The organism is Pseudomonas cerasi (assembly GCF_900074915.1).
Taxonomy (GTDB): Bacteria; Pseudomonadota; Gammaproteobacteria; order Pseudomonadales; family Pseudomonadaceae; genus Aquipseudomonas; species Aquipseudomonas cerasi.
In genome coordinates, this window is the sequence record NZ_LT222319.1 from 5,155,344 (window position 1) to 5,168,450 (window position 13,107).

Below are 13,107 nucleotides of genomic sequence, written 5' to 3' on the forward strand. Positions count from 1 at the left end.
ATTTGCAGCGGTTTTATGTCGCACTTATCAGCCGCGCCAAAATTGTTTTCCACAATTGCATACGACCGCGCCCCGGATGTTTGAGCATCCAGAGCGCGCGAAGAAAACGGCAGGATTTTGACGAACTCAATGCCCGCCCAGATAAGCGTTCCTTACCTCTTCATTTACCAGCAATTCCTGCCCGGTGCCGGACAGGCGAATCTCGCCATTGACCATGACGTAAGCCCGGTCGGACAGCTTGAGCGCATGGTTGGCGTTCTGCTCGACCAGGAATATCGTCATGCCTGTGGCTGCCAGTTCACGCAGGGTCGAGAAGATCTGTTTGACGATGATCGGGGCCAGCCCCAGGCTTGGCTCATCGAGCAGCAGCAGTTTCGGACGACTCATCAGCGCGCGGGCGATGGCGAGCATTTGCTGCTCGCCTCCGGACATGGTCATGGCTCGCTGATTGCAGCGCTCCTTGAGCCTGGGGAACAGCTCGAACATGCGCTGCATGTCTTCGGCCGAATGCTTGTCGCCAATCGGAATGGTGCCCATCATCAGGTTTTCCTCGACCGACATGTCGGGAAAGACCCGCCGCCCCTCCGGCGACTGCGCAATACCGTTGGAGGCGATGTAATGCGAGGACTTCTGGGTGATATCGGTGCCCTGATAGATGATCTGCCCGCTGGCCGCGCGCGGCTGACCGAAGATCGACATCAGCAGCGTGGACTTGCCCGCGCCGTTGGAGCCGATCAGGCTGACCGTTTCGCCCTCGTTGATGTGCAGCGAGACTTTCTTCAGGGCCTGAATCGGCCCGTAAAACACATCGATCTCTTTCAGTTCGAGGATCGGCTTGCTCATACCAGCTCCTCTTCATCAGCGCCCAGATACGCGGCGATCACCTTCGGATCGTTACGGATCTGTTCCGGCCCACCCATCGCAATCACGTTGCCATGGTCGAGCACCACAATATCGTCGGAAATCCCCATGACCATGCCCATGTCATGCTCGATCAGCACGATGGTCATATCGTGCTCGTCACGCAGCAGACGGATCATGCCGCTGAGTGCCTCGGTTTCCTGCGGGTTAAGGCCGGCAGCCGGCTCATCCAGGCAGATCACCTGCGGCCGCGTGCACATGGCTCGCGCAATCTCCAGACGGCGTTGCTGCCCATAGGACAATTCGCCAGCCAGACGGTTGGCGCAGTCCACCAGGTCGACAACCTCCAGCCAGTAAAAGGCGGTATTCAGCGCGTCCTCTTCGGCCTTGCGATAGCCCCTGGTATTCAGGATCCCGCTGACCAGGCTGCGGTTGACCCACATGTGCTGGGCGACCAGCAGGTTTTCGACCACCGACATTTCCTTGAACAGGCGAATGTTCTGAAACGTGCGCGCCAGCCCTGCCCTGTTGACCAGATGGGTGCCGCCGAACATCTTGTAGTACACCCGGCTGAGGAAGCTTTTCGGCGACACGAAGTCGGTCGCCTGGAACGGCTCGCCCAATAGCTTGATCACATTGGTGGTCTTGCCACGAGTGTGCAGTTCGATGCGTCCGCCAGTGGCCTTGTAGAAACCGGTCAGGCAGTTGAAGACCGTAGTCTTGCCCGCACCGTTGGGGCCGATCAGGGCGAAAATCGAATTGCGACGGACCTTGAGGCTGACGTCGCTGAGGGCCTTGATGCCGCCAAAGTGCATCATCAGGTGCTCTACGGAGAGAATCACTTCAGTGCTCATCGCGCAGCCCCCTCAGTCACCAGCGCGCCCTTGCGCGGTTTCACCCCAGTGCGGCTGATGCGAATCAGGCCGCGTGGTCGCCAGATCATCATCAGCACCATCAGAATCCCGAACAGCAGCACGCGGTACTCGGAGAAGCTGCGCAGCAGCTCAGGCGCAACGGTCAGCACAAACGCGGCGATCACCACACCGACGGTCGAGCCCATGCCGCCCAGCACCACAATCGCCAGAATCAGCGCCGATTCGAAAAAGGTGAATGAGGTTGGGTTGACGAAGCCCTGATAGCTGGCAAAAAACACCCCGGCAAGGCCTGCGGTCGATGCGCCAATCGTGAACGCCGACAGCTTGACCAGCACGTGATTGAGGCCCATCGAACGACAGGCGATCTCGTCCTCGCGCAAGGCTTCCCAGGCACGCCCGATCGGCATGCGGGTCAGGCGATGCTTGATGAACAGCACCGCCAGCACGACCAGAAACAGCACGGCGTAGATGAAGATGAATTTCAGGTCAGGGTTGTAATCGAAGCCGAAATATTCATGGATCGGCACCCCGCCATCCTTGGCGCGTCGGCCGAATTCCAGCCCCAGGAAGGTGGGCGCGGGCACCGGCACACCGTTCGGGCCGCCGGTGAACGACAGCCAGTTGTTCAGCACCAGACGAATGATCTCGCCGAACCCGAGGGTCACGATGGCCAGATAGTCACCATGCATGCGCAACACCGGGAAACCAAGAATGCATCCGGCCAGCGCCGCCGCAATCGCCGCCAGCGGTAACGCCGACCAGAAGCCCAGCCCCAGATATTGATAGCCCAGCGCCAGGCCATAGGCACCGATGGCATAAAACGCCACGTAGCCAAGATCGAGCAGCCCCGCCAGACCGACCACGATGTTCAGCCCCAGGCCCAGCAGCACGTATATCAGACCGAGGATGACCACGGTCAGAATGTACTTGTTGGCGAAAATCGGGAACACGATGGCAATCACGATCAGCAGCGGAATGATCCAGTAAAGGCGCGATCGATGATCCGGTTTGAGCACATGCACGCCGGAGTCGGAGCTTTCGAAGCTCTGGGAAACACGCAGGCCGCTGGGCGTCTGCAGAAACAGACTGATCAGGAAGCGACCGATCATGACTACGCCCACCAGCCAGGCCACGCGGGTCGGTTGCAGGTTGAAGCTGTAGCCATCGAGCACGATCCCGACGATGGGGCCGAACACAATCAGCGCCAGCAACCCGGCAACCACGGCATCGATCAGACTCTTCTTGATGTCGACAGGTTTGGAAACAGGAACAGCAACAGGAACGGACATACTTATACCTTCGCCACGAGTGGGCGACCCAGCAGGCCTTGGGGACGGAAAATCAGGATCAGCACCAGCAGGCCGAAACTGAACACGTCTTTGTAATCGGAGTTGATCAGACCGGAGAACTGCGACTCGGCAACCCCCAGGATCAAACCGCCCAGCATGGCACCCGGCAACGAGCCGATCCCGCCCAGCACGGCGGCAGTAAACGCCTTGATGCCGATGATGAAGCCGGCATAGAAGTCGAACGTGCCGTAATTCATGGTGATCAGCACACCGGCCAACGCCGCCATGGCCGCGCCGATGATGAACACATAGGAAATGACCCGGTCGGTGTTGATGCCGAGAATCGAGGCCATCTTGCGGTCTTGCTGGGTGGCCCGGCACATGCGGCCCAGCTTGGTGTACTTGATGATGTAGGTCAGCACGCCCATGCCGACGAAGGCGACAATGAGGATGAAGATCTTGGTGTAGGTGATCTGTACGAAGCCGCTGCCGACTTCAAAGCGCCACGCACCTTCGAGCAGTGTAGGCACGCCTTGCTGGCGCGCACCCTGGCTGATCTGTGCGTAGTTCTGCAGGATCAGGGAAATACCGATAGCGCTGATCAGCGGCGCCAGACGGGTCGAGTTGCGCAGTGGCTTGTACGCCACGCGCTCGATGACGAAGCCATAAACACCGGTAACCACGATGGTGAAGATCAGCGTACCGAGAATCAGGAACGGAAAGGATTCCAGTCCGAAGAAAGACAGAACCGCGAGGCCGATGGCGGCCAGGTAGGCGGAAATCATGTACACGTCGCCATGGGCGAAGTTAATCATGCCGATGATGCCGTAGACCATCGTATAGCCGATGGCGATGAGGCCATAGACAGACCCGAGGGTGAGTCCGTTGACCATTTGTTGCAGGAAGATTCCATCCATCACGCACGCTCACACAAAAAGGCAGCTCAGCACCCTGTCAGTCACGCCCTCGTGAGGCATGACCGACAGGTCCGAAAACGATAAAAGAGATGCAGGCTCGCTCCTGGGCGAGCCCATCATCGGATCAGCGCCTGACGCGCAGGGCCGACGCGAGGTCTATCTCACTTCTGTTTTTCGAGTTGCTTGTACTTGCCAGCGGCGTCCCACTGGTAAACCACGTAGTCGGAGACTTTCAGGTCACCCTTGGCATCCCAGGCTTTCTCGCCCATGACGGTCTTGACCGGGTTGGCCTTGAGCCACGTGGCGGCTGCGTCACCCTTGTTGGACTTGGCACCATTGAAACCGGCCGCCAGGGCCTGTACCGAAGCGTACGCGTAGAGGGTGTAGCCTTCAGGCTCGTAACCGGCCTTGCGGAACTGGTCCACGACAGCCTTGCTGTCCGGCAATGCGCGCGGGTCAGCGCCGAAGGTCATGTACACGCCATCGACGTACTGTGCACCACCTGCAGTGGTCACCAGCTCGTCGGTCACGACGCCATCATCGGACATGAACTTGACGTCCTTGAGGCCCTGCTCGCGCATCTGACGAACCAGCGGACCGGCTTCCGGGTGCAGACCACCGAAGTACACGACGTCAGCGCCTACCGAACGAATCTTCGTGACCAGCGCACTGAAATCTTTTTCGCCACGGGTCAGACCCTCTTCGAGGATCGGCTTGACGCCCCGCGCGGTCAGTTGCTTGGCCGTTGCGTCAGCGAGGCCCTTACCGTAAGTGTCCTTGTCGTTGATAACGGCGACTTTCTTGCCTTTGAGCACGTCGACGATGTAGTCACCCGCAACGACACCCTGCTGGTCGTCACGGCCGCACATGCGGAACATCTCTTTCAGGCCACGTTCGGTCACGGCCGGGTTGGTCGAGCCTGGCGTAATGGCAATAACGCCAGCGTCGCCGTAGATCTCCGAAGCAGGGATGGTCGACGACGAGCAGAAGTGACCGACTACACCAATCACTTTTTCCTGATCCACCAGACGGTTGGCAACCGCCACGGCCTGCTTGGGCTCACAGGCGTCATCGCCCGCGACCAGTACTATTTTCTCCCCGTTGACACCACCTGCCGCATTGATCGCGTCGGCTGCTGCCTGCGCGCCCTTCATGTACTGCTGACCAAACGACGCGTTCGCGCCGGTCATCGGGCCCGCTACGCCGATTTTCACGTCCGCCTGTGCAAACGAAGACACGCCCAATGCAGTAGCCACTGCGATTGCCAGAAAACCTTTCCTGTAAAACGTATGCGACATAAGTGGTGCTCCTGAGGATATTTTTTTAGTTGGCACTTTCATGATCAAACAGATACAGAGTTGCTCAGAGCAAGGCGCGTGCCATCGCTTTTTAGTTGAGGGAGATGTCGTGTTCTTCGTGTCGATCCATCATGCAACGCCGCGCAACAGGGGCACTCTGGTTGCTTCGAGCACGCAAGGTGCAACCCCGGACGAAAAAAGAGCAACCCAAGCGTACTCGAGTAGCAACCAGCACATGCCGTGATGGGCAACCCACCTGTAACAGCACACGTCACCGAATTGCACACGCCCGGTGCGCGAACGCTACGAGACGCACCATTTGAGGCTAGCGGATTAAACGGGACCTGCTGCAGCCATCGTCAGATTCTGAAAAGCGCGTCACGCGGCGCCAGTAATAACCTCCCTGCATGCGCCCGACAAACGACCTTTAAGCGAGATATCATTCCGATAATTCATATTGCTTACGCCAGCCCCTTCGCGCCGCAAACAGAGAAGTCATCATGCTGAACAAACGTCATCTGCCCTCGATAGCCGCATTGCAATGCTTTGAGGCAGTGACCCGGCACCTGAGCTTCACGCGCGCGGCAGAAGAACTCAACCTGACCCAGAGCGCCGTCAGCAAGCAGGTCGCGCAACTCGAAGAGCTGGTTCAGCACCTGTTGTTCCAGCGCGTGCGCCGCCGTCTGCAACTGACGCCGGCAGGGGCGCTGTACCTGGCCGAAGTGCGCAAGATCCTGACCCAGATTGAGATGTCCACCCACTTCCTGCGCTCCTACGGCGGAGAAACCGAAGTACTGCGCGTCTCCACCCCGTCGACATTCGGCGCCCGCTGGCTGGTGCCGCGCCTCAAGGGCTGGCGCTTGCGTCACCCGCACATTCATCTGGACCTGATCAACGAGCAGGAATCCGATGATCTGATCAAAGGCCGTTGCGACGTGTCGTTCTATTTCGGCCAGGCCGCCACGCCCGGTGCAGAAAGCGTGAAGCTGTTCGGCGAGGAACTGGTGGCGGTGTGCGCCCCCGAAAGCCTGCCGGACGAGCCGCTCAGCGACCCGACCCAACTGAGCGAGCTGGTCCTGCTGCAGAATGCCTTCCGCCCCGAAGCCTGGCATGAATGGTTCGAAAGCCAGGGCTATCACACCGACCACAGCTATCACGGGCCGCGCTTTGAAACCTTCTATATGTGCATCCGCGCAGCCCAGGTTGGCTGCGGCGTTGCGCTGCTGCCACGCTTTCTGGTCGAGGAGGAACTGGCCGAGGGCAAACTGGTGATTGCCTGGGATTACGCATTGCCCAGCACTAACAGCGCCTACTACCTGTCCTATCCGGAACACACCGCCGACGTGCCCAAAATCCGGGTTTTTCTACAGTGGATGCTGGAACAGTTGGATCAACCCCCCGCTTAAGGGCGACAATGCACACCCATCCGGCCGTGAGCCTTCCATGGTGACAGACAGGAAGTCACGCGCCCTACTTTATCCGGCTGCTCTGGAGAGCCTGATTCAATGAGCGAGAGCGCCTTTTCCAATCGCATCGTGCAAAGCCTGCTCGATACCGATTTCTACAAGCTGACCATGATGCAGGCCGTCCTGCATAACTACCCGAACGTGGACGTCGAGTGGGAGTTCCGTTGCCGCAACGGGGAGGACCTTCGCCCCTATCTGGATGAAATCAAGCACCAGATCGAGCTGTTGTGCGAGCTGTCGCTGAGCCCTGAACATTTGGCTTTTCTGGAGCGCATCACCTTCATCAAACCGGATTTCCTGCGCTTTCTCGGGCTGTTCCGCTTCAATACCCGCTACGTGAAAACCACCATCGAGAATGACGAACTGTGCATTCGCCTGCATGGGCCGTGGCTGCATGTCATTTTGTTTGAAGTGCCGCTGCTGGCCATCGTCAGCGAAGTGCGCAACCGGCATCGTTACCCGAATACCCTGCTCAGTCAGGCGCGGGATCGTCTGTATGACAAGTTCGAATGGCTGACCACGCATGCCACGGCGGATGAACTGGCCGAGCTGAAAGTGGCGGACTTCGGCACGCGCAGGCGGTTTTCCTATCGTGTGCAGGAAGAAATGCTTGGTGTCCTGAAAAACGACTTTCCAGGTCAGTTCGTCGGCACCAGCAACGTTCATCTGGCCCGTCAGCTGGACCTGAAACCCTTGGGCACCATGGCTCACGAATGGATCATGGCCCATCAGCAGCTGGGACCGCGTCTGATCGACAGTCAGATCGCCGCGCTCGATTGCTGGGTCCGCGAATACCGCGGCCTGCTGGGGATCGCGCTGACCGACTGCATCACCACCGATGCCTTCCTGAACGACTTCGATCTGTACTTCGCCAAGCTGTTCGACGGTTTGCGCCATGATTCGGGCGACCCGGTGAAGTGGGCCGAAAAATGCATCTCGCACTACCAGAAGCTCGGTATCGACCCGATGAGCAAGACGCTGGTGTTTTCCGATGGGCTGAACCTGCCCAAGGCGCTCGATATCTTTCGTGCGTTGCGCGGACGCATCAATGTCAGCTTCGGTATCGGCACCAACCTGACGGCCGACATCCCCGGCATTGCGCCGATGAACATGGTATTGAAAATGACCGCTTGCGCCGGTCAGGCCGTGGCGAAAATCTCTGACGAGCCCGGCAAGACGCAGTGCAAGGATCCGAACTTTGTCGCCTACCTGCGACATGTGTTCAAGGTGCCGGATTTGCCGAGCCCGGAAAAACCCGCTTGAATTGTCCTATTTACGAGGAGTGAATCATGCACGCCGTACAGCGCCAGATTGCTGAACAGCTCAAGGTCCAGCCACCTTTCGCGGACCAGAACGCGCTGCAGGCCGAGGTCGCCCGCCGCGTCAACTTCATCAAGGAGTGCCTGCAGAATGCACGGCTCAAGACCCTGGTGCTCGGCATCAGTGGCGGGGTCGACTCGCTGACGGCCGGCTTGCTCGCTCAGCGTGCGGTCAAGGAACTGCGTGAAAGCACGGGCGACAACGCTTATCGCTTCATCGCGGTGCGCCTGCCTTATGTGGTGCAGGCCGATGAGCACGAAGCCCAGGCCTCTGTCGATTTCATCGAGCCGGACGAGCGCCATACCATCAACATCGGCAGCAGCGTCAAGGCACTGGCCGCCGAGGTGAAGGCGTTCGACGGACTTCCGGCGACCTCGGTGGATTTCGTGCTCGGCAACACCAAGGCGCGCATGCGCATGGTCGCGCAGTACACCGTCGCCGGGGCCTATCATGGGCTGGTGATCGGCACTGATCACGCGGCCGAAGCGGTGATGGGCTTCTTCACCAAGTTCGGCGACGGCGCATGCGACCTGGCACCGTTGAGCGGTCTGGTGAAAAACCAGGTACGCGCCATCGCCCGCCATTTCGGCGCACCGGAATCATTGGTCGAGAAAGTACCGACTGCGGACCTGGAAGACCTGTCACCCGGCAAACCGGACGAAGCCTCGCACGGCGTGACCTACGCCGAGATCGACGCCTTCCTGCACGGCGAGCCGGTGCGCGAAGAAGCGTTCCGGATCATTTGCGAAACCTACGCCAAGACTCAGCACAAACGCGAATTGCCGTACGCGCCGTGAGAGGGTGCGGAACGAGAGAGCGGCAACACTATCGTGCCCATGCTCCGCATGGGTACGCCTTTCTGGACGCTCTGCGTCCCTATCCGGAATGTACGGCGCGGCGCAGATCTGTGACGCAGAGCGTCACCCAAGGCATTCCCACGCTGGAGCCTGAGGAACGATAATCTCAACTCGTGCGACGCTCCTCACCCGCCTCAAGGGACCTGTCGTTACTTCAGGGTCACAGCGCCTTTCATCATGCTGATGTGCCCGGGGAAGGTGCAGAAGAACTGGTATTCCTGTGCCGGGTCGAGCTTCGACACGTCAAACGTCACCGCATCCTTTTCGCCAGCGCCGATGACTTTGGTGTGGGCGATGACGCGGCTGTCGTCCGGCTTCAAATAGTCCTTGTCGATGCCCGCCGCCATGCCGTCGGTGACGATTGCCTGGGTGTCGGCCTTTTTGCCCAGCACCCAGTTATGGCCCATGACATTCTTCGGCAGGCTGCCGGAGTGAGTCAGGTTGACGGTGAATTCCTTGCAGCTCTTGTCGATCTCAATGGCTTTGGTGTCGTACATCATTTGATCGGTCGAATCGACTGTGACCGAGCACTCGGCAGCCAGCAATTGACCACTGGCCAATGACAACAGCGAAATCGCTACAAGCTTGCGAATCATTTGAATCTCCAGGGCAGGACTTGATTAACGTAAAACTGATGTAAGAAGAGAGTGCCCGATCAGGGCCGGGGTTCCAAGAACGTGCGTCAAATGGTCCCGCGGACGCTCGCGACGGAGCGCCCTTCTGAAGAACGATTCACGGGAGCAGGTAATTAGGCGCTGACCGGCATCACCGTCACCCGCACCTCAGGATCATGCGTGCCGCCGCCCAGAATCACGCCACGCAACGGCGAGACATCAGAGAAATCGCGCCCCCAGGCCAGGCTGATGTGCTCCAGCGCAGGCTGCACATTGTTGGTAGGGTCGAAGTCCACCCAGCCAGAGGCCGGACAGAATACCGAGACCCAGGCGTGCGAGGCGTCTGCACCGATCAACCGGGGCTGGCCCGGTGGCGGCTGGGTCAGTAGATAGCCGCTCACATAGCGCGCCGCCAGGCCACGGGAGCGCAGACACGCCAGCATCAAGTGGGCGAAGTCCTGACACACGCCTCGCCGCCGCTCCAGCACTTCCACCAGCGGCGTGGCGACCTGAGTGGCCTCTTCATCGAAGGTAAACTCCTCGAAGATCTTTTCCATCAAGGCCTGCACACACAGCAACAACGGACGGCCCGGCGGGAAACAGACCTGCGAGAACTCGACGAACGAGCGCTTCAGGTGAACGTAGGGGGATTCGAAACGATAGCGGCAGGCCTCCAGAATATCTTCGGTCATCGGCTTGGCGCTGTATGTCAGCGCGCTGCGGGTCACCTCCCATTCCGGCGACAGGTTGAAGTCCAGAAACGGCTTCTCCATCACCTCGATACGCAACCGCGCATTGACCTGCAATTCATCATGTGGACGCTCGAAGGCCAGACGGGTCAGCGGGTTGCCGAATACATCCAGCTCATCGCGACGCGTGGTGGGTTCAGGAAGAATCTCCAGCGCCTGCTCGGTGCAACGCTGCCAGGGACTGCTGCGCGGCCACAGGTGCGCCAGTTGCTGGGCCAACGAGACCGGGCTGTCGTACTTGTAATGTGTGTCATGGAAAATCTGGTAGAAAGCGCTCATCAGACAGACACCGTACGTTGGCTGACATCATCGACGTGGGCAAAATGGCGCAACGCCAAGCGATCGGACGCCAGGCCACTGCTGTCGCCAATGCTCTGCAGCAGGTCCGCCAGCCCGTCGAGTACGGCGTCGATACTGCTCTGGCCAAACAAAGGATTCTCCAGGCTGCCCAGGTCGAACGCGGCAAGACGCTGCGCCAACACCGTCAGGCTGCTGTCACGTGGCGCATCGAACTCGTCGTTCAGGCGGCGCAACGAGCGCTGCACCAGTTTGAGCTGGAACAGCACCGCATGCGGGTTCTGCTCGTCGAGCAGCAACAGGTCCAGCACCGGAATCAGGTGCGGCACCGCCATGTAGCGCGAGCGATAGGTGATGCTGCTGTTGCCCAGCTCCAGCAACCACTCCAGCCCGGCCTGTTCGAAAACCACCAGCCCGCGCAAAAACGCCGACAGGCTGGTGCTGAGAAACTTCAGGCGCTCGATACGTCGCCCGATCATCAGGAAGCTCCAGCCTTCGTCGCGGGTCATGTCGTCCAGCGCAAAACCGGAGAGCGCTGCCAGCGACATCACCAGACGGTTGAGAAAATCCAGCAGTTCGCCGAAATCCGGCTCTTCGGTTTCCAGACTCAAGGCTTCGCGCTGCAACTCGACCAGCGCCTGCCAGTTTTCCTTGGATAACTTGCCACGCACTTGCGAAGCGGCCCACTGCAAACGCTGCAAATTGGCGCGCAGGCTGAACGGCCACTCGTCACCCATCAGCGCGACAAGCAGGCGATCCTTCAGCTCTTCGCCCTCCTGCGCCTCGGGCAGCATACCCAGGCTCTCGGCCAGCGCGACGGCGGCCTGCAGCGCGAGAGGGTCATCGTCGTCGACGTAGCGCGTCAGCATGATACGCAGCAGGCGTGCACTGTCGTCACAGCGCTCGCAGTAACGTCCGAACCAGAACAGGTTTTCCACCACCCGTGACGGCAGATAAGGATCGCGACGAATCAGGTCGTAGACACCCAGCTTACGCTGGCCTTTCCACGGTTCGCCGAGGTGCGAGCGCTCGCCCAGCACCCAGGTGTCCTTGCTCGCCCCGCCACGCTGCATCGATACCACGTCGGCGTCGGCTTCAGCGGCCACTCGGGTCAAGCCGCCCGGCAGCACACGATAGCCATCAAGGCTGGCCACTGCATACACACGCATGCCAATGGCGCGCGGCTGTAAACCGGTGCCATCAGCCTGTAGCACCGGAGCATGGGACAACTGCGCCAGCTCCTGCGCGACGTAGGCATAGGGCCGCGACTGCATGCGCTGGGCAAGGGCCAGACGCTGCTCCTCATTCAAATCACGGCCAAACACCGGCGCGAAATGTTGCGAGGGGAACGCCGGCTTGATCAACAGATCCGGCAGTTTTTCCAGCGCCTGGGCCAGCACCGGCGGCTCTCCGCACCACCAGGTCGCCACCGAGGGCAGGATCAGATCCTCGCCGAACAGGTATTGACTGATTTTCGGCAAAAAGCTCAGCAGCCCCGGAGACTCCAGCACACCACTGCCCAACGCATTGGCGACCAGCACGTTGCCCTGACGCACGGCCTCAAGCAGCCCCGGTACACCCAGCGCGGAGTCGGTACGCAATTCCAGAGGGTCGCAGAAGTCATCGTCCAGACGGCGCATGATGGCGTGAACCCGACGCAAGCCGCTGAGGGTTTTCAGGTAGACCGTGGCATCGCGCACCGTCAGATCACCACCCTCGACCAGCGGATAGCCCAGTTGTCGCGCCAGGTACAAGTGTTCGAAGTAGCTTTCGTTGAAACGGCCCGGCGTCAGCAGGACGATCAGCGGTGCCTCGTTGCTGGTGGGCGCCTGACGTGCCAGCGTCTGCTGCAACGCGTCGAAGAAACCCGACAGGTGCCGGACCTGCAGGTCGCGATAGGTCTCCGGCAAGGCGCGCGCGACGCTTTGGCGGTTTTCGAGCGCATAACCGGCACCCGAAGGCGCCTGGGTACGGTCGGCAGTGACCCACCAGCGTCCGTCCGGGGTACGCGCCAGGTCGACGGCGTACATGTGCAGGAACGTGCCTTCAGGGGGCTTCACGCCCTGGCACGGCCAGAGAAAGTTGTTGTGGCCAAACACCAGTTCGGCGGGCAGCAGGCCATTGGCGATCAGCGTCTGCGCGCCGTAAAGGTCCGCGAGCACTGCGTTGAGCAGCCGTGCACGCTGGGCAATCCCTGCCGCCACGTGCTGCCATTCATCCGCCGCAATGATGTGCGGCAACAGGTCCAGCTCCCACGGGCGATCGGCACCCTTGGGGTCGGCATAGACGTTGTAGGTGACACCGTTTTCCTGAATCTGCCGGGTCAGCAGGGCCTGGCGCTGGATCAGTTGCGCCGCGCTGCTGCGCCGCATGTGCTCGTACAGACGACGCCAGTGCGGGCGAACGGCTCCGTCGGCGTCGAGCATTTCGTGGTAAGTACCCTCGGACAGCGGGTAGTGGTCAAGCAGGTCGGGCATGGAAGGCTCGGCAGGCAACGTAAGGACTTCAGATTAGTGCAGTCAGATGTCACGTCCGTGTGCATCTGACGCACAGAGCCACTGTTT

Annotated in this window: 11 protein-coding genes; 3 read left to right on the forward strand and 8 right to left on the reverse strand. The window is 60.1% G+C overall.

Annotated features, from left to right (window positions below; translation table 11 throughout):
* Positions 1–126: 126 nt before the first annotated feature.
* From PCPL58_RS25455 to PCPL58_RS25475, 5 genes are all read right to left on the reverse strand, one after another.
* Positions 127–843 (reverse strand): ABC transporter ATP-binding protein, encoded by a 717-nt coding sequence (locus PCPL58_RS25455; protein ID WP_065350738.1) that lies wholly within the window; start codon positions 841–843, stop codon positions 127–129.
* Positions 840–1,715: an ABC transporter ATP-binding protein gene (locus PCPL58_RS25460; RefSeq protein WP_065350739.1), complete on the reverse strand. Its 876-nt coding sequence runs from the start codon at positions 1,713–1,715 to the stop codon at positions 840–842. The genes PCPL58_RS25455 and PCPL58_RS25460 overlap by 4 nt, the downstream gene beginning before the upstream one ends.
* A complete protein-coding gene (livM, locus tag PCPL58_RS25465) occupies positions 1,712–3,025 on the reverse strand; it encodes a high-affinity branched-chain amino acid ABC transporter permease LivM (RefSeq protein WP_003366361.1) in 1,314 nt (437 codons plus the stop codon). Before livM ends, PCPL58_RS25460 begins: the two co-directional genes overlap by 4 nt.
* 2 nt (positions 3,026–3,027) lie before the next feature.
* Positions 3,028–3,942 (reverse strand): ABC transporter permease subunit, encoded by a 915-nt coding sequence (locus PCPL58_RS25470; RefSeq protein ID WP_065350740.1) that lies wholly within the window; start codon positions 3,940–3,942, stop codon positions 3,028–3,030.
* Positions 3,943–4,103: 161 nt separating this feature from the next.
* On the reverse strand, positions 4,104–5,240 hold the full coding sequence (locus tag PCPL58_RS25475; RefSeq protein ID WP_024662692.1) for a branched-chain amino acid ABC transporter substrate-binding protein: 1,137 nt from the start codon (positions 5,238–5,240) through the stop codon (positions 4,104–4,106).
* Positions 5,241–5,740: 500 nt separating this feature from the next.
* Here PCPL58_RS25475 and PCPL58_RS25480 point away from each other — a divergent pair, with 500 nt between their 5' ends.
* The 3 genes from PCPL58_RS25480 to nadE all read left to right on the forward strand — a co-directional run bounded on the left by PCPL58_RS25480 (position 5,741) and on the right by nadE (position 8,823).
* Positions 5,741–6,646 (forward strand): LysR substrate-binding domain-containing protein, encoded by a 906-nt coding sequence (locus tag PCPL58_RS25480; protein ID WP_003366356.1) that lies wholly within the window; start codon positions 5,741–5,743, stop codon positions 6,644–6,646.
* A gap of 99 nt (positions 6,647–6,745) precedes the next feature.
* A complete protein-coding gene (gene pncB, locus PCPL58_RS25485) occupies positions 6,746–7,969 on the forward strand; it encodes a nicotinate phosphoribosyltransferase (RefSeq protein ID WP_065350741.1) in 1,224 nt (407 codons plus the stop codon).
* Positions 7,970–7,995: 26 nt separating this feature from the next.
* On the forward strand, positions 7,996–8,823 hold the full coding sequence (gene nadE / locus PCPL58_RS25490) for an ammonia-dependent NAD(+) synthetase (RefSeq protein WP_003317217.1): 828 nt from the start codon (positions 7,996–7,998) through the stop codon (positions 8,821–8,823).
* A 209-nt stretch (positions 8,824–9,032) separates the two neighbouring features.
* On the opposite strand, the gene azu is transcribed toward nadE, so the two are convergent.
* The 3 genes from azu to PCPL58_RS25505 all read right to left on the reverse strand — a co-directional run bounded on the left by azu (position 9,033) and on the right by PCPL58_RS25505 (position 13,020).
* Positions 9,033–9,479 carry an azurin gene (gene azu / locus PCPL58_RS25495; RefSeq protein ID WP_003366351.1) on the reverse strand — a complete coding sequence of 149 codons (447 nt, stop codon included), beginning with the start codon at positions 9,477–9,479 and terminating at the stop codon, positions 9,033–9,035.
* 152 nt (positions 9,480–9,631) lie between these two features.
* Positions 9,632–10,525, reverse strand: a complete 894-nt coding sequence (locus PCPL58_RS25500) for a transglutaminase family protein (protein WP_003431929.1) — start codon at positions 10,523–10,525, stop codon at positions 9,632–9,634.
* Positions 10,525–13,020: a circularly permuted type 2 ATP-grasp protein gene (locus PCPL58_RS25505; RefSeq protein ID WP_065350742.1), complete on the reverse strand. Its 2,496-nt coding sequence runs from the start codon at positions 13,018–13,020 to the stop codon at positions 10,525–10,527. The genes PCPL58_RS25500 and PCPL58_RS25505 overlap by 1 nt, the downstream gene beginning before the upstream one ends.
* Positions 13,021–13,107 lie beyond the last annotated feature (87 nt).